Genomic DNA, 24,894 nt, shown 5'->3' with positions numbered 1-24,894 from the left:
CTGCAACCGGAAACGACCCTTCGGCGCGCCGCGCCGAAAGACAAAACCGCACGTCAGAAGGGGTGGAGCGGAGTGGAGGGCCGGAACGTCTTCCAGCCGGCGTCCGTTTTCCGACATAGATCGACTCCATCCGGCGGACCAAGATCCACCCGGCCGGCGCACCGACCGCCCCCGGCCGGCGGGTGCCGCGCGTCCGCCCGGCTGCCCGGTCGCCCCGGCGGGTGGAACCCCCCGCCCGAACGGTTCGCCGTCGGCGGCGATCTGACGGAGCGAGCGGTCCGGTAACCTCGCTGCCGTGACGGACGCGAAGATGCCCCTGCGGGCAAAGGTGGCCAGCTCCGTGTCGCGTACGGCCGCGGCACTGTCGCGGGCCGCCGGCCGTGGGGACGGCTCGGTGATCGGCGGTTGGATCGGCCTGAAGATCGACCCGGACCTGCTGGCCCACCTCTCGGCGGGCCGGGCGATCGCCCTGATCTCCGGCACCAACGGCAAGACCACCACCACCCGGCTCACCACCGCGGCGGTCGGCGTGCTCGGCACCGTCGCCACCAACTCCTTCGGGGCGAACATGCCCACCGGCCACACCTCCGCGCTGGCCAAGGCCGGCAGCACCCCCTACGCGGTGCTCGAGGTGGACGAGCACTACCTGGCCCAGGTCATGGAGGCCACCGAGCCACACGTGGTGGCTTTGCTCAACCTCTCCCGCGACCAGCTCGACCGGGCCAAGGAGGTCGCCATGATGGCGCAGCTCTGGCGGGCCGCGCTGGTCCGCCACCCGGAGCTGCGCGTGGTGGCGAACGCCGACGACCCGATGGTGGTCTGGGCGGCCACCCCGCCGGCCAGCCACGACCAGCGGCTCACCCCGCCCAGCGTGGTCTGGTTCAGCGCCGGCCAGCGGTGGCACGACGACTCCTGGGTCTGCCCCGAGTGCGGCTCGTCCATCCAGCGCTCCGGCGAGCAGTGGTGGTGCACCGGCTGCCCGCTGCGCCGCCCCCAGCCGCACTGGGTGGTCGAGGACGACGGCGTGGTCGACCCGACCGGCGCGTGGCACAAGGTCTTCCTCCAACTGCCCGGCCGGGTCAACCTGGGCAACGCGGCCACCGCGCTCGCCGTCGCCGCCGAGTTCGGCGTCCGTCCGGTCGACGCGGTCTCCCGGCTCTCCGGGGTCGCCTCGGTCGCCGGCCGGTACGCGCAGGTCGACCGGGACGGGCGCAACATCCGGTTGCTGCTGGCGAAGAACCCGGCGAGCTGGCTGGAGGCCTTCGACATGGCCGACCACGCCCCGACACTGCTCTCCATCAACGCCCGCGACCCCGACGGCCTGGACACCTCCTGGCTCTTCGACGTCGACTTCGCCCCGCTGCGCGGCCGGCAGGTGCTGATCACCGGCGACCGGGCCTTCGACCTGGCCGTCCGGCTCGACGTCAACGACGTGCCGTTCCAGCACGTCCGGTCGTTCGACGAGGCGGTCCGCGGCGTCCCGCCGGGCCGCCTGGAGGTCATCGCCAATTACACCGCGTTCCAGGACATCCGAGCGGAGTTGGACCGTGTCAACTGAGAGCCTGCGCATCGTCTGGGTCTATCCCGACCTGCTCTCCACCTACGGCGACCGGGGGAACGTGCTGATCCTGGCCCGCCGCGCGCAGCAGCGCGGGATGCCGGTCGAGGTGCTGGAGGTCCGCTCCGACCAGCGGCTGCCCACCGCCGCCGACATCTACCTTATCGGCGGTGGCGAGGACGGCCCGCAGGCGCTCGGCGCGCAGCGGCTGCTCGCCGACGGCGGGCTGCACCAGGCGGTCGCCCAGGGTTCGGTGGTCTTCGGCGTCTGCGCCGGCTACCAGTTGCTCGGCACCTCGTTCTTCGCCAAGGGCACCCGCTGCCAGGGGCTCGGCCTGCTCGACCTGGAGTCCGACCGGGGTCCGTCGCGGGCCGTCGGCGAGCTCGCCGGGGACATCGACCCCCGGCTGGGCCTGCCTCCGCTCAGCGGCTTCGAGAACCACGGCGGACGTACCCACCTGGGGCCGGGCGTCGCGCCGCTGGCCCGGGTCACCGCCGGGGTGGGCAACGACGGCCAGACCGAGGGGGCCTGGCGGGGCAAACTGCTCGGCACCTACTCCCACGGTCCGGCGCTGGCCCGCAACCCGGCCCTGGCCGACCTGTTGCTGCGGTGGGCCACCGGGGCGCACCAGCTTCCCCCGCTCAACGACACCTGGCCCGACCGGTTGCGCGCCGAGCGCCAGGCCGCGGTGGCCGCCGCCCGGCCATGATCCCGGCGGCCCGGCGGCTGCTCGCGCAGCGGTCGGCCGTCCGTTTCGCGGCCCTGCTGCTCCTGCTGGGGTGCCTCGCGCTGCTGCTGGTGCTGGTGCCCCGGCCGGCGCTGGCCGAACTGCCGGCGCAGGCCGACCGCCTCGGCCGGGCCGCCCCGGTGGCCGCCGTCGTCGGCGGCGCGTTGCTGCTGGTCGCGCTGGTGCCCCGCACCTTCGTCACGCTGGCCTCGGGGGCGCTCTTCGGCGCCCTCGAAGGGGCCGTCTACGCCCTCGGCGCCGCGCTGCTCGCGGCGGCGCTCGGCTTCGCGGTCGGCCGGGCCCTCGGGCGGGAGTTCGTCGCCGAACGGGTGCGGGGCCGGCTCGCCCGGTTGGACCGCTGGTTCGCCCGGCAGAGCGTGCTCGGCGTGATGACCGTACGGCTGCTGCCGATCTCCGGGTTCGGACTGGTCAGCTACGGCTACGGCACCACCGGCGCGCGGCTGCTGCCGTTCCTGGTCGGCAGCGTGCTCGCCTCGACCCCCACCGCCTTCGGCTACGCGGCGCTCGGCGCGGCGGTCAGCACCCCCGACGAGGTGAACTGGCTGACCGTCGCGCCCGCCGGACTGGGCCTGGTCGCCACCGTCGTACTCGGTCACACGTGGTGGCGGGCGGAACGACGCCGCCGTCGCGCCACCAGCGGGACGGTCGACCCGTCGGGGTGAGTGGCTCCGGCGTCACGATGGTCGGCTGGCCGGCTCCCGGTCTTCCGGACGGGTCAGCCCGCGAGCCCTGACCGGCCGGGCCGGGTCAGACGACGTGCGCAGTGGACCGGCGGCGGTCAGCGGCCTCCGGGCTCGGCGGTCCGCTCCCAGATCGAACTCATCTCGCCGAAGGCCTGCTCCGTCAGCTGCACCATGGCCCGGCGGGCACGGTCGCCGTCGCGTCGCTGGATCGCCTGGGCCACCTCCGCGTGCAGCTGGAGGGCCTGCTCGTGCGGGTGGTGCGGCATGAGGTGATGCTGGTGGCGGCCGGTCAGCACCTCCGCGACCAGGTCCTGTAACCGGACGAACATCTCGTTGCCGGAGGCCACCAGGAGCCGCCGGTGGAAGTCGATGTCCAGTTCGAGGAAGCGTTCCTCGTCCCCGGCCTTGCCGGCGGCCCACATCTTGGCCGCGAGCCCGACGAGGTCGCTCGCCTCGTCGTGTCCGACGCGTTGCGCGGCGAGCCAGGCGGCGTGCGGCTCGACGGCGGTGCGCAGCTCGGTGATCGAGCGGAGCTGGGCGATGCGCCCAGACGAGGCGAGCCGCCAGCGGATCACCTGCGGATCGAAGACGTTCCAGGCCTCGCTCGGCCGGATCATGACCCCGACGCGACGTCGGGTCTCGATGAACCCGATCGAGGCGAGCACCCGCAGCACCTCGCGGACGACCGATCGGGACACGGCGTACCGGTCGACCAGGTCGTCGATGTTGAGGACCATCCCGGGGCGCAGCTCGCCACCGCAGATGGCCGTGCCGAGGTTGTCGAGGACCCGGGCGTGCAGACCAGCCTCGACCGGGGCGACGGGGGCGAGTGCGACCCCTGGGGCGGGCTGTTCCACGCTCGGAGCATATCAGTTAGATCTACCCCTTGAATAAATCTGCTTTTTCGGCCTAGCATCCCGATGTTAAGCGGACGTAAAACGCCAGGTGGCGACCGTCGAGACGACGGACACGTCCCCCGGCAGGCGGCCGGCCCCCAACGGCCACGGCATAAGGAGAGATGGACGTGAGACGTCGAGCAGTCATCGGCACCACCCTGGCGGCGGCCGTCACCCTCGGCCTGACCGCCTGCGGCGGCGGGGACGACGCCGCAGCGTCGGACACCGTGCGCGTGACGCTGGTGAACCATGTGTGGAGCGAGAACATCAAGCAGGCCCTGCCCGAGTTCGAGAAGCAGTCGGGCCTGAAGGTGGAGGTCACCCAACTCGGTGAGGACCAGCTCTCCGACCAGTACAACGTCAAGCTGAACGCCGGGTCCAGCGACCTCGACGTGATGATGTACCGGCCGTTGCAGGAGGGGAAGCTGTTCGCCTCGAACAAGTACCTCGCCGACCTGACCGACAAGGCCAAGTCGGACGGCGCGTTCGAGTTCGGCGACTTCCAGGCCGGACCGGTGCAGGCCACCACGCACGAGGACAAGGTGGTCGGCGTACCGATCATCACCGAGCAGGAGGTCCTCTACTACCGCAAGGACCTGCTGGAGAAGTCGGGCTTCACCGCCCCGCCGAAGACCCTCGACGAGCTCAAGGCGCAGGCGGCGAAGGTCGAGGCGGACAACCCGGGCGTGGCCGGCTTCGTCTCCCGCACCGGCAAGGCCGCCGCCGTGACGCAGTTCTCCAGCTTCCTCTACAGCTTCGGCGGCGACTTCGTCGACGGCAGCGGCAAGGCCTCGGTCAACTCCGAGCAGGCCAAGCAGGCGTACGCCTACTACGGCGGGCTGCTGCGGGAGCACGGCCCGGAGAACATCAGCACCGACATGAGCTGGTCCGAGGCGATGGCGATCTTCACCCAGGGCAAGGCGGCGTTCTACACCGAGGCCAACTCGCTCTACAAGAACGCCACCGACCCGGCCAAGTCGAAGGTCTCCGACACGGTCGGCTTCGCGGCCTTCCCGGCCGGTCCGGCCGGCTCCAAGCCGTACAACATCCCCTCCTGGGCGCTCGGCGTCAACGACGCCTCCAAGAACCAGGACAACGCCTGGAAGTTCATCCAGTGGGCGGCCGGCAAGGAGCAGGCGCTGGCGCAGCAGAAGGCCGGCGTGCCCAGCGCCCGCACCTCGGTGTGGGCGAACCCGGAGGGCACCGCGACCTACCCGAAGGACCTCGCCGAGGCCACCACGGTCAGCACCGCCAACGGCGTCGGACACGACCGTCCGTTGGTGGTGAAGGTCGCCCAGGCGCGGGAGATCGTCGGTCAGCCGATCGTCGACGCGATCACCGGCAAGGACGTGGCCGCCTCGGCGGACTCGGCCAACGAGGCGTTCCAGAAGTTCCTCGACGACGAGGCGAAGTAGCCCGAAGCGCAGGTGGCGGGGCCGTCCGGCTCCGCCACCCCAGCGCCGGGACCTGGCCCTGACCAACCGGGAGACCTCATGTCAGCCGTCACCACACCCGCCACCAGACCGTCCGCGAGCCCTCCGGCGTCCCCGGAGACGTCGGCCTGGTCGCGCTGGGCCAACGAGCACCGCAAGTGGCTCTTCGCGGCACCCGCGATGGCGTTCGTCGCCGTTCTGATCATCTTCCCGGTGGCGTGGACCGGGTATCTCAGCCTGACCGACGCCGAGGGTTCGGTCCGCGCCGAGAGCGAGTTCATCGGCTTCCAGAACTACCTCGACGTACTCGGTGACACCGACCGGTTCTGGCCGGCGGTGTGGCGTACCGCCGCCTTCACCGGGGTCGTCCTCTTCTTCGAGGTCGTGCTCGGCATGGCGATCGCCCTGCTGCTGTGGCGACCGTTCCGGGGCGAGAAGTGGGTCCGGGTCGCGATCCTCCTGCCGCTGGTGGCCACCCCGGTCGCGGTCGGCATGATGTGGCGGTTGATCTTCGATCCCAACATCGGCATGGCGAACCAGGTGCTCGGCTGGTTCGGGATCGGCCCCCAGCCCTGGCTGGCCGGTCAGGGCTCGGCCCTGCCGACGACGATGTTCATCGACATCTGGCAGTGGACCCCGATGGTGGTGCTGATCCTGCTCGCCGGCCTGACGTCGCTCTCCGACGAGCCACAGGAGGCGGCGCTCATCGACGGCGCGAGCACCTGGCAGCGGTTCCGGCACGTCACCCTGCCGCTGCTGATGCCCACCGTGATCGTCGCGATCCTGCTGCGCGGCATCGACGCGCTGAAGACCTTCGACATCCTCTACGCCACCAAGGGACGCGGAGGCGGTTCCTTCCACGAGGTGGAAACCCTCAACGTGTACGCCTACGGCCTGAGCTTCGACTACAACGAGTACGGCGTCTCATCGACAGTCCTCATCATCTTCTTCCTGATCATCATCGGGGTGATGTGGGCCCTGACCTACCGCAAGAAGGGGCTGGACCGATGAAGCTGCGCAGGCCGTACAAGATCTTCCGGACGGTGGCGCTCACCCTGGTGGTGCTGTCGCTGATGGCGCCGCTGATCTGGATGATCGCCGCGTCGTTCAAGACCAACGTCGACATCTACGACACCGACAAGGCGTTCGTCTTCTCCCCCACGCTGGACAACTACACCAACGTGCTCCAGCAGGCGAACTACGTCCAGTTCATCGGCAACAGCCTCTGGGTGGCGTTCGCCGCCACCGTGCTCTCGCTCCTGCTCGGGGTGCCCGCCGCGTACTCGATGAGCCGGTTCAACATGAAGAAGTCCGCGCTCGTCGTGCTCATGGCGCGGGTCATCCCCGGCGTCTCGCTGCTGGTGCCCTGGTACTACGTCTTCTCGAACCTGCAGATGGTCGGCGGGTTCACCGTGCTGGTCCTCAGTCACATGTTCGTGTCGCTGCCGTTGATCGTCTACATCATGATGGGCTACTTCGACGGCCTGCCGACCGAACTCGAGGAGGCGGCGCTCGTCGACGGGCTGACCCACATCGGCGCGTTCCGACAGATCACCCTGCCGCTGTCGGTGCCCGGCATCGCCACCGCGGGCATCCTGTCCTTCATCTTCTCCTGGAACAACTTCATGTTCGCCCTGGTGCTCTCCGGCGCCGACACCAAGACGCTCCCGGTGGCGATCTTCGACTTCGTCGGCTACGCCAGCATCGACTGGGGCGGCCTGATGGCGGCGGCCACCGTGGTCACCCTGCCGATCATGCTGATCGCGCTGTTCGTGCAGAAATACGTCGTCTCCGGCCTCACCGCCGGCGCCACGAAGGGCTGAGGACAGCATGACGAAGATCGCACGGGTGGAGACCTTCCTGGTCGCGCCACGGTGGCTGTTCGTCCGGGTCGAGACGGAGTCCGGCATCGTCGGCTGGGGCGAGGCGACCTGCGAGGGCCGGTCCGAAACCGTCCGCACCGCCGTCGCGCAGCTCAGCGAACTGCTGGTCGGCCGGGACGCGCTGCGCATCGAGGACCACTGGCAGGTGATGACCAAGGGCTCGTTCTACCGGGGCGGGCCGATCCTGGCCAGCGCCGTGGCCGGGCTCGACCAGGCGCTGTGGGACATCGCCGGCAAGCGGTACGGGGCACCGGTGCACCAGTTGCTCGGCGGCCCGGTCCGGGACCGGATCCGGGTCTACGGCTGGGTCGGCGGCGACGAGCCGAACGAGGTCCGCGACCAGATCGGCGCCGCGATCGAGACGGGCCTGACCGCGGTGAAGATGAACGCGTCCGGCCGGATGAGCGCGGTCGCCTCGGTCGCCGAACTCGACGGGGTGGTCCAGCGGGTCGCCGCCGCCCGCGAGGTGCTCGGCGACGAGCGGGACGTCGCGGTCGACTTCCACGGCCGGTTCACCCTCGCCACCGCCCGCCGGGTCGCCCCGCTGCTCGAACCGTACCGGCCGTTCTTCCTGGAGGAACCGGTGGTGCCGGAGAACTCGCACCTCATCGGCGAGTTCGTCCGGTCCACCACCACGCCGGTGTCGACGGGTGAGCGGCTCTACAACCGGCAGGAGTTCCTGCCCGTGCTCCAGGCCGGCATCGCGGTCGCCCAGCCGGACCTCTCGCACGCCGGTGGCATCACCGAGGTACGCAAGATCGCCGCGCTGGCCGAGGTGTACGACGTACAGCTCGCCCCGCACTGCCCGCTCGGACCGATCGCGCTCGCGGCCTGCCTCCAGGTCGGTTTCGCCACGCCGAACTACCTGATCCAGGAACAGAGCATCGGCATCCACTACAACCTCGGCGCCGAGGTGCTCGACTACTGCCTCGACAAGACCCCGCTGACGTTCGTCGACGGGTACGTCGAGCGGCTCACCGGGCCCGGCCTCGGCATCGAGATCGACGAACACGCCGTCCGGACGGCCGACAAGCGTGGGCACGCCTGGCGCAGCCCCACCTGGCGGCACGCCGACGGCTCCTACGCGGAATGGTGACCAGATGACCGTCAACCTCGGCGCCGAACTCGCCGCCGCTCGTATCCTCGCGGTGATCCGGGGCACCGACACCGCCGGCGCGATCGCCGCGGGCACCGCCCTGCTGGAGGAGGGCGTACGCCTCGTCGAGGTCGCCCTCACCACACCGGACGCGGTCCGGGCCGTCGAGGCGCTGCGCGCGGTCGCCCCCGCCGGCTCCCTGGTCGGCGCGGGCACCGTGCTCACCGCCGCCGACGTGGCCGCCGTGGCCGCCGCGGGAGCACAGTTCGTGGTGACGCCGGCCGTGGTCGAGTCGATCGCCGAGGCGGCGCGCCGGGGCCTCCCGGTCGCCGCCGGGGCGCTCACCCCGACCGAGGCGTACACCGCGATGCGGATGGGGGCGTCGGCGGTCAAGCTGTTCCCGGCGTCGGTCGGCGGGGCGGCGTACCTGCGGGCGGTGCGCGACCCGTTCCCCGACATCCCGTTCGTCGCGGTCGGCGGCGTCGGCCTGGCCGACGTGCCCGGCTACCTCAAGGCCGGCGCGATCGCGGTCGGCGTCGGCGGGCCGCTGGTCGGCGACGCCGCCTCCGGCGGCGACCTGGCCGCCCTGCGGGTACGGGCCCGCACCTACCTCGCCGCCGTCCGGGAATCGGCCGGATCGTGAGCGCGCCGGATCTGCTCACCCTCGGCGAGGCCCTGGTGTCGCTGCGCTCGACCGGACCACTCGCCGTCGGCGGGTCGCTGACCACCCACCTGGCCGGCGCGGAGTCCAACGTGGCGGTGGGAGTGGCCCGGCTGGGTCACCGGGCCGCCTGGGTCGGCCGGGTCGGCACCGACGAGTTCGGCGAGTACGTGCTGCGGCAGATGCGCGCCGAGGGCGTCGGTGTCGACGGGGTGACCCGGGACCCCGACCGGCCGACCGGCCTGATGATCCTGGAGCGACGCACCGCCGACCTGACCCGGGCGCAGTACCACCGGGCCGGATCGGCGGGGTCCGCGCTGTGCGTCGACGACCTGCGCGCGGCGCTGGCCACCGGAGCGCGGCTGTTGCACCTGACCGGGATCACCCCGGCGCTCTCCGACACCGCCCGGGCGGCGACCCGGTGGGCGGCCGAGACCGCGGCGAACTCGGGAATCCCGGTGTGCCTCGACGTCAACCACCGCGCCCGGCTCTGGTCCCGCGACACCGCCCGTGCGGTGCTCACCCCGCTGACCGACCACGTCTCGATCGTCGTCGCCTCCGCCGACGAGCTGGACCTCCTCGGTGAGCCGGGGGCCGACGAGTCCACCGTCGTGGCGGACCTGTTCCGGCGGGGCGTGCACACGGTGCTGGTCAAGCTGGGCGCCGACGGCGCCCGCGCGCACACCCCGGACGGCGTCCGGCACGCCGGGGCGCTCTCCGTGACCGCCGTCGACACCGTCGGCGCCGGGGACGCGTTCACCGCCGGTTACCTCTCCGGCTGGTTCGACGGGCTCGACCTGGCCGGTCGCCTGCGCCGCGCGGCCACTCTCGGCGCCTTCGCGGTCTCCGGTCCGGGCGACTGGGAGGGGCTGCCGCGTCGCGCCGAACTGTCCCTCCTGGACGGCCACGAGGCGGGAAGCGTCATCCGTTAGCCGCCCCTTGCACCCCTCAAGGAAGAAAGGCATCCCGTGAAGATCGTCGCAGCTGACGTCATCGTCTCCAGCCCCGACCGCAACTTCGTCACCCTGAAGATCACCACCGACGACGGCGTCACCGGTCTGGGCGACGGCACCCTCAACGGACGGGAACTCTCCGTCGCCTCGTACCTGCGCGACCACGTCGTCCCGCTGCTGATCGGGCGCGACCCGCACCGCATCGAGGACACCTGGCAGTTCCTGTACCGCTCGGCCTACTGGCGGCGGGGGCCGGTCACCATGGCCGCCATCGCCGCGGTGGACGTCGCCCTGTGGGACATCAAGGCCAAGGCCGCCGGCATGCCGCTGTACCAACTGCTGGGCGGGGCGTCCCGGAACGGCATCATGGCCTACGGGCACGCCTCCGGCCGGGACCTGCCGGAGCTGTTCGACTCGATCCGTCACCACCTCGAACTCGGCTTCCGGTCGATCCGCGTGCAGACCTCCGTGCCCGGCATCAACGCCGTGTACGGCGTCGCCGCGCAGCCCAGCACCGGTGGCACCCGGTACGACTACGAACCGGCCCAGCGCACCCCGCTGCCCGCCGAGGAGGACTGGGACACCCGCTCGTACATGCGTCACCTGCCCGGCGTCTTCGAGGCGGTCCGCAACGAGTTCGGCCCGGAACTGCCGTTGCTGCACGACGGTCACCACCGGATGACCCCGATCCAGGCCGCGAAACTGGGCAAGGCCCTCGAACCGTACGACCTGTTCTGGTTGGAGGACTGCACCCCGGCGGAGAACCAGGAGGCGCTGCGGCTGGTCCGGCAGCACACCACCACCCCGCTGGCCATCGGCGAGGTCTTCAACACGGTGTGGGACTACCAGACCCTCATCCGCGAGCAGCTGATCGACTACGTCCGGTCCGCCGTCACCCACACCGGCGGCATCACGGCCATGCGCAAGCTGCTCGACTTCGCCGCCCAGTACCAGATCAAGTCCGGTATCCACGGTCCGACCGACATCTCACCCGTCGGCATGGCCGCCGCGCTGCACCTGGACCTCGCCATCCACAACTTCGGCATCCAGGAGTACATGCAGCACGGGCCGCTCACCAACGAGGTGTTCCGGCAGTCGTTCACCTTCACCGACGGCTACCTGCACCCGGGCGAGCAGCCCGGAATCGGGGTGGAGATCGACGAGGCCACCGCCGCGAAGTTCCCGTACGTGCCGGCCTACCTGCCGTTCAACCGGCTCAAGGACGGGACCGTCCATGACTGGTGACGGTCCTCCGGGAGGCCCGCCCCGGACCCGGCACGTGGTCGTGATGGGGGTGTCCGGGGCCGGCAAGACGACCGTCGCCCGGGGGATCAGCGCCCATGCCGGTTTCGCCTTCGCCGAGGCCGACGACTTCCACCCGCCGGCCAACGTGGACCGGATGCGGGCAGGCGTGCCGCTCGACGACGCGGCACGCCTGCCCTGGCTGCGCGAGCTGGCCGGATGGATGGCCGACCGCGCCGCCGCCGGCGTGTCGACCGTGCTGGCCTGCTCGGCGCTGAAACGGTCCTACCGTGACGTGCTCCGCCAGGGGCCGCCGCACGTCGAGTTCGTCCACCTCGACGGGTCGGCCGAGGTGATCCGGGAGCGGATGTCCCGGCGGGCCGGGCACTACATGCCGACGAGCCTGCTCGAATCCCAGCTGGCCACCCTGGAACGGCATCATCCGGACGAGTGCGTGCTGGTGCTCGACGTGTCGCTGACCCCGGACGAACTCGTCTCGGCGGCGCTCGCCGGGCTCGGGCTGTCGACCGACGTCGTCGTCGACGGGTAGCGGTGGCCCGGTCGCGGTGCCGCCGTACGGTCGGCCACCGCGCCGGCCACCCCGGCCGGTTCAGCGACTCGCGCGGGGCGACCGCCGGCTGCCGAACGACTCCATGGTGGTCGCCCCACGGGCCGGCGTCCTCGTGGTCGTGGCAGCAGGGGCGGCCTTCTTCGCCGCCGCCTTCCGGGGCGCCTTCTTCGCCGGCGCGATCGTGGCCGGCGCCTTCTGGCTGCGGGCGGGCGCCGCCGTGGCGGAGGTGGCCTTCTTCCGGGCGACGCGGGGCGTCGTCGGCGTGGGCTTCCCACCCGGGGACTTGGCCGCGGTCACCCCGGCGGCGCGCTTCGTGGCCGTGGCCACCTTCTTCGCCGCCGTCGCCCGTTTCATCGGGGCCTTGGATGCCCCGGTTGCCTTCCTGGCCCGTCCTGCGTCCGCCATCGTCGCTCCTCGGGAAGCTGCCCTGAGCGCACGGTCTTCCCCCGCCCCCGGCGGTCAAACGCCGACTGGACGGGGGCGTCGGACGGGAGGGGCGGCGGGCCCGCCGCCCCTCCCGCACCGGGTCAGGCGACCACGCTCACCATCCGGCCCTTGACCACGATGACCTTGCGCGGCTCCTTGCCGGCCAGGGAGCCGGCCACCGCCTCCAGGGCCGCCGCCCGGACCGCGTCCTCGGAGGCGTCGGCGGGCACCTCGACGCGACCCCGGACCTTGCCGTTGACCTGCACCGGGTAGGTGACCGTCTCGGCCACCAGCAGGGCCGGGTCGGCGGTCGGGAAGTCCACGTACGCAAGCGTTCCGCGGTGTCCCAGCCGCTGCCACAGTTCCTCGGCGACGTGCGGGGCGAACGGGGCCAGCATCAACACCAGCGGCTCGGCCACCTCGCGCGGCGTGGCGGACAGCCGGGTCAGCCCGTTGGTCAGCTCGATCAGCTTGGCGATCGCGGTGTTGAACCGGATCCCCTCCATGTCGGCGCGGACCCCGTCGATCACCTTGTGCAGCAGTCGGCGGGTGGCCTCGTCGGCCGGGTCGTCGGTGACCCGCAGCACGCCGGTGGACTCGTCGACCACGGTGCGCCAGACCCGCTGCAGGAAGCGGTACGAGCCGACCACCGCCCGGGTCTCCCAGGGCCGGGAGACCTCCAGCGGGCCCATCGACATCTCGTACACCCGGAAGGTGTCCGCGCCGTACACCGCGCACATCTCGTCCGGGGTGACCACGTTCCTCAGCGACTTGCCCATCTTGCCGTACTCCCGGCGCACCTCCGTCTCGCCGTGGACGTACCGGCCGTCGACCTCGACGACCTCCTCGGCGGGCACGTACACGCCCCGGGCGTCGGTGTAGGCGTACGCCTGGATCATGCCCTGGTTGAACAGCTTGCGGTACGGCTCGAACGACGACACGTGGCCCAGGTCGTGCAGCACCTTGTGCCAGAAGCGGGCGTACAGCAGGTGCAGCACGGCGTGCTCCTGGCCGCCCACGTACAGGTCGGTGCCGCCGCAGTCGCCCGCGCCGCGCGGCCCCATCCAGTACCGCTCGTTCTCCGCGTCGACGAACCGCTCCGAGTTGGTCGGGTCCACGTAGCGCAGCTCGTACCAGCAGGAGCCGGCCCACTGCGGCATCACGTTGGTCTCCCGGGTGTACCGCTTCGGCCCGTCCCCCAGGTCCAGCTCCACCTCGACCCAGTCGCGGCGGCGCGACAGCGGGGTCTCCGGGTTCGAGTCGGCGTCGTCCGGCGCGAACGTCTTCGGGGCGAAGTCGTCCACCTCGGGCAGCTCGACCGGCAGCATCGACTCGGGCAGCGCGACGGCGGCCCCGGTCTCGTCGTAGACGATCGGGAAGGGCTCGCCCCAGTAGCGCTGCCGGCTGAACAGCCAGTCGCGCAGCCGGTAGGTGACCGCCCCGGTGCCGTGCCCGTTCGCCTCCAGCCACTCGACGATCCGGGCCTTGGCGTCGGCGACCCCCAGGCCGTCCAGGTCCGGGCCACCGTCGGCGGCGCTGTTGATCGCCGGCCCGTCCCCGGTGTACGCCTTGCCGTCGAAGCCCTCCGGCGGCTGCACGGTCCGGACGATCGGCAGGTCGAAGGCCTCGGCGAAGTCCCAGTCCCGCTCGTCCTGCGCCGGCACCGCCATGATCGCGCCGGTGCCGTAGCCGGCCAGCACGTAGTCGGCGATGAAGATCGGGATCTGCCCGCCGGTGACCGGGTTGGTGGCGTACGCGCCGACGAAGACGCCGGTCTTCTCCTTCGTCTCGGCCTGCCGCTCCACGTCGGTCCGGGCCGCCGCCGCCTTCCGGTACGCCTCGACCGCCGCCCGCGGGCTGGCGTGCCCACCGGTCCAGACTTCCTTCGTCCCCGCCGGCCAGGCCGCCGGCACCAGCGCGTCGACCAGCTCGTGTTCGGGGGCCAGCACCATGTAGGTGGCCCCGAAGACGGTGTCCGGGCGGGTGGTGAACACCTGGATGCGGGCCGCGCCCGCGTCAGCGGGGTCGCCGGTCGGGAAGAAGATGTGCGCGCCGGTGGAGCGGCCGATCCAGTTGCGCTGCATCAGCTTGATCGGCTCCGGCCAGTCCAGCGCGTCCAGGTCGTCGACCAGCCGGTCGGCGTACGCGGTGATCCGCATCATCCACTGCTTCAGGTTGCGCTTGAAGACCGGGAAGTTGCCCCGCTCCGAGCGGCCGTCGGCGGTGACCTCCTCGTTGGCCAGCACGGTGCCCAGCCCCGGGCACCAGTTGACCGGCGCCTCGGAGACGTACGCCAGCCGGTGGTCGTCGACGATCTTCCGCTGCTCGGCGGCGGTCAGCTCGGTCCAGGGGCGGCCGTCCGGGGTGGGCCGGGTGCCGGCGGCGAACTCGGCGACCAGCTCGGTGACCGGACGGGCCTTGCGCGCCTCGGTGTCGTACCAGGAGTTGAAGACCTGCAGGAAGATCCACTGGGTCCAGCGGTAGAAGTCGGTGTCGGTGGTGGCCACCGAACGCCGGTCGTCGTGGGCCAGACCCAGCCGGCGCAGCTGCGCCCGGTACCGCTCGATGTTGGCCTCGGTGGTGGTACGCGGGTGGGTGCCGGTCTGCACCGCGTACTGCTCGGCGGGCAGGCCGAACGCGTCGAAGCCCATCGTGTGCAGCACGTTGCGCCCGGCCATCCGCTGGTAGCGGGCGTAGCAGTCGGTGCCGATGTAGCCCAGCGGGTGCCCGACGTGCAGGCCCGAGCCGGACGGGTAGGGGAACATGTCCAGCACGTAGAGCTTCTCCGCGCCGGCCCGGGGGTGCCCGGGGTCGGCCAGCGGGCCGGTCGGGTTCGGGGCGTGGAACGTCCCCTCCCGCTCCCAGGTGTCCTGCCAGCGCTGCTCGATCTCACCGGCCAGCGCCGCGGTGTACCGGAACGGGGGGATGTCGCTCGCGGCTGCCTCAGTCATCGCGTGTCCTCGCTTCGCTCGTGGCCGCCGGGGCCGACGCCTCGGCCGTGCTGGTGACGCCCCGGTGGGGACGTCGTCCTCGTCGGCGTCCGGTGAGGACGCCGTGGTGGTGACGCTCCGTCGCGGGGACGGGCGCCGGGTCGGTGTTCGCGGTGGTCGGCCCGGGGGCACAAAAAAGCCCCTCGCGCAGGAGGGGCAGCCGTGCCGTCGCGCGTTCAGCGCATCAGCACGGCCCGGTAAGGAGCAGCACGAAACCGGCCATGACCGGGAGTGTACCGCCTGGCGGCCGGAGCGTGTCGGGGGCTTCCACCCGGCGGGACGGCCAGGTGCCCGCGCGGGCGGTTCGTCCGGCACCGGCACAGATCCCCCGTCGGACGGTTATTCGGTACGTAACCGACCGTCTACCTGCGGCGTTCGGCGCAGGCGGGAAACATGGTTAGCCTGAGATATCAGTGATTCCTGCGGCATCAGAGGCTCGACGCGCGAACCCCACGGCGGGTCCAGGTGCTCTATACAGAGCTGCCGTCCAGGCGACGAGAGGGAGGCCCGTTGACACAACAGACCTGGGACGAGGTGGGCGGCGTCCTGCCGCACGACGAGTTCCGCGCCGCCAGTGAAGCCATCGTCGCCAACATCGAGTAGGTCATCGAGGGCAAGACGGCCACCGTGCGGCTCGCGCTCGCGGTGCTGCTCGCCGAGGGGCACCTGCTCATCGAGGATGTCCCCGGGGTCGGCAAGACCAAGCTCGCCAAGGCGATGGCCCGGTCCATCGACTGCTCGGTACGACGTATCCAGTTCACCCCCGACCTGCTCCCCAGCGACGTCACCGGGGTGAGCGTCTACAACCAGGAGACCCACGACTTCGAGTTCCGCCCGGGTGCCGTCTTCGCCAACCTGGTCGTCGGCGACGAGATCAACCGGGCCTCGCCGAAAACCCAGTCGGCGCTGCTGGAGTGCATGGAGGAGCGGCAGGTCACCGTCGACGGCGTCACCTACCAGCTCCAGACGCCGTTCATGGTGATCGCGACGCAGAACCCGATCGAGATGGAGGGGACGTACCCGCTCCCCGAGGCGCAGCGCGACCGGTTCACCGCGCGGATCGCCATGGGCTACCCCGGCCCGGAGGCCGAGCTGGCCATGCTCGACGGACACGGCGCGGTCGACCCGCTGCACGACCTGCGGGCGGTCTCCGACGCGGCGACCGTGCGGCAGCTCATCGCCACGGTCCGCGAGGTGCACGTCGCGGACGCGGTCAAGCAGTACGCCATCGACCTGGTCACCGCCACCCGGGAGGCCCCCGAGCTGCGGCTCGGCGCGTCCCCCCGGGCCACCCTGCAACTGCTGCGCACCGCCCGCGCGGTCGCCGCGCTGGAGGGGCGCGACTACGTCCTCCCGGACGACCTCCAGGCTCTCGCGGTGCCGGTGCTGGCACACCGGATCATCCCGACCGCCGACGCGCAGCTCGCCCGGCGCACCACCGACGCGATCGTCTCCGACCTGGTGCACCGGCTCACCGTGCCGCAGGACCGCAAGCGCTCGCCGTACGACACCCGGCCGGCGGGCGGGAACGGTCGCTCCACGTACGAGCCGCGGAGGCGGTGACCGTGCGCGACGGGCTGCGCGGGCTCACCACCCGCGGCCGGTCCTTCCTGGCCGCCGCCGTGGCCGCCGCCATCTCGGCGCTGCTGCTCGGGGAGCGGGACCTGCTCCGGGTGGCGGTGCTGCTGACCGTGCTGCCGCTGCTCGCCGCCGCGTACGTCGGGCGCAGCCGCTACAAGCTCGCCTGTGTCCGGTCGCTGGACCCGCACCGGGCACCGGTCGGGGCCAGTTCCCGGGTGGTGCTGCGGTTGCAGAACATGTCCCGCCTGCCCACCGGCACGCTGCTGATCGAGGACCGGCTGCCGTACGCGCTGGGCAGCCGTCCCCGGGTGGTGCTGGAGCGACTCGGCGCGTTCCAGGCCAGTTCGGTGGCGTACACCGTCCGCGCCGACGTGCGTGGCCGGTACGCGGTGGGGCCGCTCGGGATCCGGATGACCGACCCGTTCGGGCTCTGCGAGCTGAGCCGGGCCTTTCCCAGCACCGACCGACTCACGGTGATCCCGCAGGTCACGCCGCTGCCGTCGATCCGGCTCCCCGGTGAGTACGCCGGCAGCGGCGACAGCCGGGCCCGTTCGGTGGCGGTGCACGGCGAGGACGACGCGGCGACCCGCGAGTACCGGAGGGGCGACGACCTGCGCCGGGTGCACTGGAAGTCGACCGCGCGCACCGGGGAGCTGATGGTGCGGCGCGAGGAGCAGCCGTGGGAGAGCCGGGCGACGGTGGTGCTGGACACCCGCGCGTACGGGCACCGGGGCGACGGGCCCACCGCGAGCTTCGAGTGGGCGGTGTCGGCCGCCGCGAGCATCGCCGTGCACCTGCGCCAGGCCGGCTACAAGCTGCGCCTGGTGACCGGTTCCGGAGCCGACGTCGACGCGGCCGAGGCCACCGGTGACGGCGTGCTCCTCGACCATCTCGCCGAGGTCCGGCTGGAGCAGCGGGGCGAACTCACCACCCTGGTGGAGCGGGTCCGCCAACGCGCCGACGGGGGGCTGATCATCGCCCTGCTCGGCTCGCTCAGCACCGCCGAGGCGCAGTTGCTGGCCGCGTTGCGCGGCAACGGCGCCACCTGCGTGGCCTTCCTGCTGGACAGCGCCGGTTGGCTCAACCTGCCGGAGCGGGCCCGGGCCGAGGCGCAGCAGGCCCACGCCGCCGCCGCGCTCGCCCTGTTGCAGAGCGGGTGGCGGGTGATCGGGGTGGAGCACGGCAGCCAGCTTGCCGCGCTCTGGCCGCAGGCGGCCCGTGGCTCGCAGGGGTTCGCGGTACGCGCCGCGCTGGCCGAGACCGTGGCCGGTGGCGTGAAGTGAGGGGGGACGAGTGATCGCGAACCGTGGACTCGGCCTGGTGGCGGCAGCCGCGACGCTGCTCGCCGCCGCGCCGCTGTCGGCGATCTTCCAACGCTGGACGTGGCTGGTGCAGGCGGCCATCGCGGTGGCGGTGGTCGCCGGGGCCGCCGCGCTGCTGCGGCTGGTCCGGGCGCCGCTGTGGGGTCAGGCGCTCGGCATGGTGGCCGGGCTGCTGATCGCGCTGACCTGGATGTTCCCCAGCGGCAGCGAGCTGGCCGCCGTGCTGCCCACGCCGGGCACCATCGCCCACTTCGGCGAGCTGGTCGGCGGCTCGGTGCAGGACATGCGCTCGTACGGCGTGAAGGTGCCCGACACCGACCCGCTGCTCTTCATCACCGTGCTCGGGGTGGGCGGGGTGGCCGTGGTGGTCGACCTGCTCGCCGTGGGTCTGCGCCGGCCCGCCCTGGCCGGTCTGCCGATGCTCGCCATCTACTCGGTGCCGGTCGCGGTCTACGTCGAGAGCGTCCCGCCGGTGCCGTTCGTGATCGGCGCGGCCGGCTACCTCTGGCTGCTGGTCAGCGACAACATCGACCGGGTACGCCGGTTCGGCCGCCGGTTCACCGGCGACGGCCGGGACGTCGACGTCTGGGAGTCCTCCCCGCTGGCCAGCGCCGGGCGTCGGCTGGCCGTGGTCGGGGTGGTGGTCGCGGTGCTCGCGCCGCTGGCGGTGCCCGGGATGACCGGCGGACTGCTGGACAGCCTCCAGTCGGGCAACGGCGACGGCAACGGACGGGCCGGGGTCGGCGGCAGCCCCGGCCGGGTGGACCTGTTCGCCTCGCTCAGCGGCCAGCTCAACCAGTCCGAGGTGGCCGACCTGGTGAAGGTGACCACCACCGAGGAAAATCCGTTCTACCTGCGGTTCGGGGTCGCCGACGAGCTGCGCCCGAACGGCTTCCACGTGCGCAACCCGTCCGGGCGGCCGGTCACCCGCAACCTGCCGGACCCCACCGAGGACGTGGCGCCCCAGGTCCGGCAGGAGCGGTACCGGGCCACCGTCGAGGTCACCCGGGACCTGAACATGCCGCTGATGCCGGTCTACGCCGAACCGGTCCGCACCGACGGGCTCAACGGCAACTGGCAGTACGACCCGAACCTCCAGATCGTCTACTCCAACCGAGAGAACTCGCGCGGCAAGCGGTACGAGTTCGACTACGTCCGCTCCCTCTACACCCCCGAGCTGCTGCGCCAGGCCCCGTCGTTGCCCGCGTCGGACCCGATGGTGCAGCAGCAGTTGACCGACACGCCGCCGGCGCCCGAGGTGGACGCGCTGGTCGAGGAGCTGGTCGAGGGGCGCGAGACGGACTACGACCGGGTCCGGGCGATCTACGACCACTTCTCCGCCCGGAACGGGTTCCGCTACTCGCTGAGCACCGAGGGGGGCACCAGCGGCCGGGAAATCGTCGACTTCCTGAACAACAAGGCCGGCTTCTGCCAGCAGTACGCCGCCGCGATGGCCTGGCTGGTCCGGGCGGCCGGCATCCCGGCCCGGGTCGCGTTCGGGTTCACCAACGGCACCAGCAAGGACGGGAACACCTACGTCCTGACCAACCGGAACCTGCACGCCTGGACCGAGGTCTACTTCGGTGAGGGCATCGGCTGGGTGCCGTTCGACGCCACCCCGGCGTACGGCGTGCCGGGCAACGCCCGCTCGGACTGGGCGCCGGACAACGACGCGCCCGACCCGGTCACCCCGTCGGCCGGTGCTCCGGCCGCCCCGGGCGAGACCGACCCGTCGGCCGGACCGGCCGGGCCGGACGAGGCCGACCGGAACATCGAGGAGGGGCTCGTCCCGACCACGGGTACCCCGACGGAGCAGGCCACGGTCTGGCCGTGGTGGCTGGCCGCCGCCCTGGCGGTGCTGGTGCTGCTGGCCGTGCCGGCGATGCGTCGGTCGGCGCTGCGCCGCCGGCGCGGAGCCGCCCCGGCCGACCCGCCGGTCGCCACGGCGGTCGACGCGGCCGGTGGACCGGCCGGCGGGACCGGTCCGCTCGTGGTGGTCGAGGCGGATGCCGACAGCGCCCGCGCCCGGGCGCACGCCGCCTGGGACGAACTGCTCGACACGCTGGTGGACTACCGGGTCCGGGTGGACCGGACGGAGACCCCCCGGGCCACCGCCGACCGGCTGGTCCGGGAGGCCCTCGCCGAGGACGAGCCGGCGGCCACGGCGGTCCGCCTCCTCGGCCGGGCCGAGGAGCGGGCCCGCTACGCGCGGGACCCGTTGGCCGGCGGCGAGCTGCACCCGGCGCTCGGGACGGTCCGCAACGCGCTCGGCGCACGGGCCGACCGGCGCACCCGGGTCGTCGCGGCGATCCTGCCGCCGTCGGTGCTGCTGCGCTGGCGCGCCGCCGTCACCGACACCTCGTCCCGGCTGGTGGCGGCGACCGGTCGGACCCGGACCCGGCTGCTGCGGTGGAACCCCCGGCGGCTCCTGGCGGGCCGACCGGCCCGCTGACCCGGCTACCGCAACCGACGCCCGGTCGGCCCGCTCACGGGCCGACCGGGCGTTCCCGATCCGCCCCGCGTCGCCCTCTCCCCGTCGCCCCCGTCGTCTCTGTCGTCCCTCGTCCCCGGACACCCCGACTTCCCGCATGTCGCCCTCTCCGCACGCCCGGACACCCCGACATCCCGCATGTCGCGGTGACGGCTCAGGTGGCCGGCGCTGCGGGTAGTGGGCGGGGTGGCGGGCGACGAGGGCGGTTCAGGGACGGCGGTCAAGAGGGCCGCCAGGTGCGGAAGGTAGATCCGCGAGGTGCGGAAGCAGGGCAGGGCAGGGCCGCAGGGCGCAGGAGGCAGGGCCGCAACAGGGGGCGCGGCCATCAACGAAGAGCCCAGGGGCCCCGGCAGGACGCCGCCGGACTCTGGGCACGGTGATGCGACGCAGGGCGGGACGGCGCTGGCCCCACCCCCGTCAGCCGATGGTCAGCGGTGCCCCTCCGGGCGCTGCCGCCACCGGTCCTCCAGCCGGTCGAGGAGCGACGACCGGCGGCCGGCGCGCGCCGCCCGGGGACGCCGCCGACTGGTGGTGCCGCCGACCACGTGCAGGTCGGGCGACTGTGCCCGGCGGTGCGACTGCACCGCGAACGCCGCTGACGCCAGCATCACGACGAAACCCGCCACCGCGAGCGGCGGGGTCTTGATCACCGCGCCGTAGACCACGAGGGCCAGGCCAGCGATGATCACGCCGGCAGCGACGAGCAGACGACGCCGCGTGTGGAAACGCGGGTCGCTGGCGCGCACGGCCGAGGCGAATTTGGGGTCCTCGGCAAGCGACCGCTCGATCTGCTCGAACAGCCGCTGCTCGTGCTCCGAGAGCGGCACGGCACTCCTCCCCGGTCACGTTGGTCGGCCCGTTCGGACCGACAGACCGTGGCAGCCAACCGGCTGCTTACCCGCAAGTCTACGAGGGCCCTCGCGCGTCGGAAAGCGGGACGACCTATGGGTGGGGCGGATTTTCCCGCCGACGCCGATCACGGGTCTCCAGAAGACTGGCCGGACCTATGACGGACCGCCCGAAACGGGCAGCCGCGGCGTCCGCCGCCGCTTCCGCCTCACGCCATCCGTGTTCGGGAGCACCCAACGCGAGTTGTTGCGGGGTGGCCTCGGCGGCACTGAGCCCCTCGATCCGTACGCCCACCAACCGGACGAGCTGCCCCGGGTCGAAAGCGGCGTACAACGCCCAGACCGTGTCGAAGATCTCCCGGGTGACGTCCGTCGGCGCACCCAGGGTGCGGGACCGGCTCACCAGGGAGAAATCGGCCAGCCGGACCTTGAGGGACACCGTCCGCCCCACCTGACCGGCCCGGCGCAGCCGGACGCCCGCCTTCTCGGCGAGGGCGAGCAGGGCCCGGCGGATCTGCCGGGGATCGTCGACGTCGGTGTCGAAGGTGGTCTCCGCGCCGATCGACTTCTCCACCTGCTCGGGGCTGACCCGGCGCGGGTCCCGCCCGTGCGCCAGCTCGCGCAGGTGCGCCGCGGCGGCCTCCCCCACCGCCCGGCGCAGCATGCCCGCCGGCGCCTCGGCGAGGTCGCCGATCGTGGCCAGGCCGAGCCGGCGCAGGGTCGCGGCGGAACGCTCGCCGACGCCCCACAGCGCGTCCACCGGCAGCGGGTGGAGGAACTCCAGCACCCGGGCGGCCGGGACGACGAGCATCCCGTCCGGTTTGGCCCGGGTGGAACCCAGCTTGGCCACGAACTTCGTCGACGCCACCCCGACCGAGCAGGTGAGCCCCTGCTCCTGTTCCACCCGGGCGCGGATCAGCCGGGCGATCTCGGCGGGACGGCCGAAGAGGCGTCGCGCGCCGGCCACGTCGAGGAACGCCTCGTCCAGGGAGAGCGGCTCGACCAGCGGGGTGACGTCCCGGAAGACCTGCATCACCGCCCGGGAGGCCGCCGAGTAGGCCGGGAAGTCCGGCGGGAGGAAGACCGCGTTCGGGCAGAGCGACCGGGCCCGCGCGGTGGGCATGGCGCTGCGGACGCCGTACCGCCGGGCGGGGTAGCTGGCGGAGCTGACCACCCCGCGCGGGCCGATGCCACCGACCACCACCGGCCGACCGCGCAGCTCGGGACGGCGACGGACCTCCACCGAGGCGAAGAAGGCGTCCATGTCGACGTGCAGGATCGGGCAGCCGGCGTCGTCGGCGTCCGGGCCGAAACGCGGATCACCGCCGCGCGGCAACGACTGGCTACGCCCCATCCCCGCAGGCTAACCGGCGGGTACGACGCCTCAGCCGCGGACCACCAGCAGGGGGATGGTCATCTCGGTGGCGGTGTCCGCGCCGTGGTAGCCGACCAGCCGCGACTCCATCGGGTGCTCCGAGCGGGTGGCCACGACCACCCAGGTGTCCCGGCAGACCACCACCACGTCACCGATCCGCTGGAGGTGGGACTCCGGCACCGGCCCGAACCAGCCGGTCGCCACCGCCTCGTCGCGGGTCAGCACCCGGGCGGCGTCGCCGAGCACCGCCGACCAGGTGTCCACCACGTCGGGGACCGCGCCGGGCGCCACGTGCAGGTAGCGGACCCTCGGCTCGCCGGCCACCACCCGCACCCCGGCCAGCAGCCGGGGATCGGCGTCCAGGTCGACGCGGCGGTCCTCGGGGACGTTCAACTGCCCGTGGTCGGCGGTGACCAGCAGGGCGGCGTCACCGGGCAGACCGTCGACCAGGCGGGCCAGCAGCCGGTCGACCTCGGCGGCGGCGATCCGCCAGGGCGGCGAGTCCACCCCGTGCAGGTGGCCCTGCCGGTCCAGGTCGGGGTGGTAGCCGGAGACCAGGGTGGGCCCGTCCCCGGCGGTGAGCGCGGCCAGCATCTCGGTGGCGACCGCATCTGCCCCGGCCGCGCCCCGGTAGTCGCCGCCCCGGTTCGCGGCCACGGTCAGGCCGCTGCCGTCGTACTCGGGACGGCTGACGACGGTCACCGACACCCCGGCCGCGCGGGCCCGTTCGAGCTGGGTGGGGACGGGCTGCCAGTGCCGCGGCTCCGGCTCCCGGCCCCACTCGATGTGGCTGAGCAGCCGGTCGGTCTCCGGCAGCCGGACCCGGAAGCCGAGCACCCCGTGCGCGCCGGGAGCCGCCCCGGTGCCCAGACTCACCAGGCTGACCGGGGTGGTCGACGGGAAGCCGGCGGTGAGCCGCCGGCCGAGCAGGGCGTGGAGCCCGAACAGGGTCGGGGCGTACGGGCGCGCGGTGGGGATCTGATACCAGCCGAGACCGTCGACGAGCAGCACGGCCACCCGGCGGATCCCGTCGAGGTCGGCGGTGAGGCCCAGCGGGTCGGGGCTGCCGGGCACGCCGAGCACGGCCAACGCGCTGGGCAACACGTCGGCGAGGCTGCCCGAACCGTACCGGGGGGCGACCGGGTCCAGCGGTCCGGTGACGTCCGGACTCGACGCTCCGGTCATGCCGGGGGCCGGACGGACCGGTCGGACGGGCCCGCCGGCCGACGGGCGAAGAGGTGCAGCTGGGCGGCGAGGTCACGGTAGGGCGGCTGCGCCGCCAGGGCCCGTTCCAGCTCCAGCAGGGCGGCCGGCTGACCGTCCGCGACCGCCGCCGGAAGCAGGTCGGCGAGGACGCGTACCCCGTGGATCTCCTCGACGGCGAGCCCGGCGGCGCGCAGCAGCGCGGCGGCGGTGTCGGCGTCGTAGCGTCGGCGCAGGGTGTCCCGGGAGCCGGTGCTGCCGCAGGGATCGGCGGCGAGGGTCGCCGCGGCCGTCAGGTGGCCGTTCATCGCCCGGCCGAGCACCGCGGCGGCCCGCCCGGCGACCAGCACGCTCGCCGCGCCGCCCGGACGCAGCGCGGTGGCCAGCGACGCCACCACCGGTGCCGGGTCGTCCACCACCTCCAGGACGGCGTGGCAGAGCACCAGGTCGACGCTGGCCGGCTCGACCAGGCCGGCGAGCGCGTCGCCGTCGCCCTGCACCGCGTGCACCCGGTCGCCGACCCCGGCGTCGGCGGCCCGCCGGGTCAGCGCGGCGAGCGCGTCCGGGCTGGCGTCGACCACGGTCACCCGGTGCCCGGCGTGGGCCAGCGGCACGGCGAACCCGCCGGTGCCGCCGCCGACGTCGAGCACGGTCAACTCCTCGTCGCCGCGACGATCCAGTTCGGCTCGGAGCACCGACCAGATGACGGCGGTACGGGGGGTCAGCGGCGGCCCGGTGAACCGGCCTCGTGTCTGCTCCACCCGGTCGAGCCTAGTGCCGCCGGACGGTGTACGCAGGAACCCCCTCCGCCGCTCTTTACCGCCGCGTCGGGCGTGTGCAGAGCCGCCGTCCGCCACCGCTGCTGTGTGCAGAGCCGCCGTCCACCGCCGCTGACTGTGTGCAGGGGTCCCCTGTTCGACAGAAAACGTGAACA

Annotated in this window: 21 protein-coding genes; 14 read left to right on the top strand and 7 right to left on the bottom strand. The window is 72.9% G+C overall.

The window, feature by feature from the left end; translation table 11 throughout:
- Window positions 1-310: 310 nt before the first annotated feature.
- From GA0070618_RS19385 to GA0070618_RS19375, 3 genes are read left to right on the top strand one after another with little or no spacing between them, the layout of a single operon-like run.
- Window positions 311-1,558 carry a MurT ligase domain-containing protein gene (locus GA0070618_RS19385; protein ID WP_088985671.1) on the top strand — a complete coding sequence of 416 codons (1,248 nt, stop codon included), beginning with the start codon at window positions 311-313 and terminating at the stop codon, window positions 1,556-1,558.
- A complete protein-coding gene (locus GA0070618_RS19380) occupies window positions 1,548-2,267 on the top strand; it encodes a type 1 glutamine amidotransferase (RefSeq protein ID WP_088982892.1) in 720 nt (239 codons plus the stop codon). Before GA0070618_RS19385 ends, GA0070618_RS19380 begins: the two co-directional genes overlap by 11 nt.
- A complete protein-coding gene (locus GA0070618_RS19375) occupies window positions 2,264-2,968 on the top strand; it encodes a TVP38/TMEM64 family protein (RefSeq protein ID WP_088982891.1) in 705 nt (234 codons plus the stop codon). The genes GA0070618_RS19380 and GA0070618_RS19375 overlap by 4 nt, the downstream gene beginning before the upstream one ends.
- 116 nt (window positions 2,969-3,084) lie before the next feature.
- Here the strand turns inward: GA0070618_RS19375 and GA0070618_RS19370 are convergent, their stop codons facing one another.
- Window positions 3,085-3,846 (bottom strand): FadR/GntR family transcriptional regulator, encoded by a 762-nt coding sequence (locus GA0070618_RS19370; protein WP_088982890.1) that lies wholly within the window; start codon window positions 3,844-3,846, stop codon window positions 3,085-3,087.
- A gap of 167 nt (window positions 3,847-4,013) precedes the next feature.
- Here GA0070618_RS19370 and GA0070618_RS19365 point away from each other — a divergent pair, with 167 nt between their 5' ends.
- The 8 genes from GA0070618_RS19365 (at window position 4,014) to GA0070618_RS19330 (ending at window position 11,703) form a co-directional block, all read left to right on the top strand.
- A complete protein-coding gene (locus GA0070618_RS19365; protein WP_231931373.1) occupies window positions 4,014-5,300 on the top strand; it encodes an ABC transporter substrate-binding protein in 1,287 nt (428 codons plus the stop codon).
- 78 nt (window positions 5,301-5,378) lie between these two features.
- The gene (locus tag GA0070618_RS19360) at window positions 5,379-6,329 is read left to right on the top strand and encodes a carbohydrate ABC transporter permease (RefSeq protein WP_170107777.1); all 951 of its coding nucleotides are present in this window, start codon (window positions 5,379-5,381) and stop codon (window positions 6,327-6,329) included.
- A complete protein-coding gene (locus GA0070618_RS19355) occupies window positions 6,326-7,141 on the top strand; it encodes a carbohydrate ABC transporter permease (RefSeq protein ID WP_088982887.1) in 816 nt (271 codons plus the stop codon). Before GA0070618_RS19360 ends, GA0070618_RS19355 begins: the two co-directional genes overlap by 4 nt.
- Window positions 7,142-7,148: 7 nt before the next feature.
- Window positions 7,149-8,297: a galactonate dehydratase gene (gene dgoD, locus GA0070618_RS19350; RefSeq protein WP_088982886.1), complete on the top strand. Its 1,149-nt coding sequence runs from the start codon at window positions 7,149-7,151 to the stop codon at window positions 8,295-8,297.
- Window positions 8,298-8,301: 4 nt separating this feature from the next.
- The gene (locus GA0070618_RS19345) at window positions 8,302-8,940 is read left to right on the top strand and encodes a bifunctional 4-hydroxy-2-oxoglutarate aldolase/2-dehydro-3-deoxy-phosphogluconate aldolase (RefSeq protein ID WP_088982885.1); all 639 of its coding nucleotides are present in this window, start codon (window positions 8,302-8,304) and stop codon (window positions 8,938-8,940) included.
- On the top strand, window positions 8,937-9,890 hold the full coding sequence (locus tag GA0070618_RS19340; protein ID WP_088982884.1) for a sugar kinase: 954 nt from the start codon (window positions 8,937-8,939) through the stop codon (window positions 9,888-9,890). The genes GA0070618_RS19345 and GA0070618_RS19340 overlap by 4 nt, the downstream gene beginning before the upstream one ends.
- A gap of 36 nt (window positions 9,891-9,926) precedes the next feature.
- Window positions 9,927-11,156, top strand: a complete 1,230-nt coding sequence (gene manD / locus GA0070618_RS19335; RefSeq protein WP_088982883.1) for a D-mannonate dehydratase ManD — start codon at window positions 9,927-9,929, stop codon at window positions 11,154-11,156.
- Window positions 11,146-11,703, top strand: coding sequence for a gluconokinase (locus tag GA0070618_RS19330; RefSeq protein WP_088982882.1), 558 nt, complete (start codon window positions 11,146-11,148; stop codon window positions 11,701-11,703). The genes manD and GA0070618_RS19330 overlap by 11 nt, the downstream gene beginning before the upstream one ends.
- Window positions 11,704-11,763: 60 nt before the next feature.
- Here GA0070618_RS19330 and GA0070618_RS33545 read toward each other — a convergent pair whose 3' ends face one another.
- Both GA0070618_RS33545 and leuS read right to left on the bottom strand, forming a co-directional pair.
- Window positions 11,764-12,078, bottom strand: coding sequence for a hypothetical protein (locus GA0070618_RS33545; protein ID WP_143740194.1), 315 nt, complete (start codon window positions 12,076-12,078; stop codon window positions 11,764-11,766).
- A gap of 173 nt (window positions 12,079-12,251) precedes the next feature.
- A complete protein-coding gene (leuS, locus tag GA0070618_RS19320) occupies window positions 12,252-15,101 on the bottom strand; it encodes a leucine--tRNA ligase (RefSeq protein WP_088982880.1) in 2,850 nt (949 codons plus the stop codon).
- A gap of 645 nt (window positions 15,102-15,746) precedes the next feature.
- Between leuS and GA0070618_RS19315 the strand changes: the two genes are divergently transcribed.
- The 3 genes from GA0070618_RS19315 to GA0070618_RS19305 are packed head-to-tail and all read left to right on the top strand — an operon-like array spanning window position 15,747 to window position 20,495.
- Entirely contained in the window at window positions 15,747-16,703 is a 957-nt protein-coding gene (locus tag GA0070618_RS19315) for an AAA family ATPase (RefSeq protein WP_231931921.1), read from the top strand.
- A 2-nt stretch (window positions 16,704-16,705) separates the two neighbouring features.
- Complete coding sequence (locus GA0070618_RS19310; protein WP_088985670.1) at window positions 16,706-18,004, top strand: DUF58 domain-containing protein; 1,299 nt, start codon at window positions 16,706-16,708, stop codon at window positions 18,002-18,004.
- A 10-nt stretch (window positions 18,005-18,014) separates the two neighbouring features.
- A complete protein-coding gene (locus GA0070618_RS19305; protein WP_088982879.1) occupies window positions 18,015-20,495 on the top strand; it encodes a transglutaminase TgpA family protein in 2,481 nt (826 codons plus the stop codon).
- A 467-nt stretch (window positions 20,496-20,962) separates the two neighbouring features.
- On the opposite strand, the gene GA0070618_RS19300 is transcribed toward GA0070618_RS19305, so the two are convergent.
- The 4 genes from GA0070618_RS19300 to GA0070618_RS19285 form a co-directional block, all read right to left on the bottom strand.
- Window positions 20,963-21,361, bottom strand: a complete 399-nt coding sequence (locus GA0070618_RS19300) for a DUF3040 domain-containing protein (RefSeq protein ID WP_088982878.1) — start codon at window positions 21,359-21,361, stop codon at window positions 20,963-20,965.
- 115 nt (window positions 21,362-21,476) lie between these two features.
- On the bottom strand, window positions 21,477-22,736 hold the full coding sequence (locus GA0070618_RS19295) for a DNA polymerase IV (protein ID WP_088982877.1): 1,260 nt from the start codon (window positions 22,734-22,736) through the stop codon (window positions 21,477-21,479).
- 30 nt (window positions 22,737-22,766) lie between these two features.
- A complete protein-coding gene (locus GA0070618_RS19290) occupies window positions 22,767-23,942 on the bottom strand; it encodes an alkaline phosphatase family protein (protein ID WP_088982876.1) in 1,176 nt (391 codons plus the stop codon).
- Window positions 23,939-24,721, bottom strand: coding sequence for a methyltransferase domain-containing protein (locus tag GA0070618_RS19285; RefSeq protein WP_172900309.1), 783 nt, complete (start codon window positions 24,719-24,721; stop codon window positions 23,939-23,941). Before GA0070618_RS19285 ends, GA0070618_RS19290 begins: the two co-directional genes overlap by 4 nt.
- Window positions 24,722-24,894 lie beyond the last annotated feature (173 nt).

The sequence above is a fragment of the Micromonospora echinospora genome (assembly GCF_900091495.1).
Lineage (GTDB): Bacteria > Actinomycetota > Actinomycetes > Mycobacteriales > Micromonosporaceae > Micromonospora > Micromonospora echinospora.
This window is presented reverse-complemented; position numbering and strand designations above follow the sequence as displayed.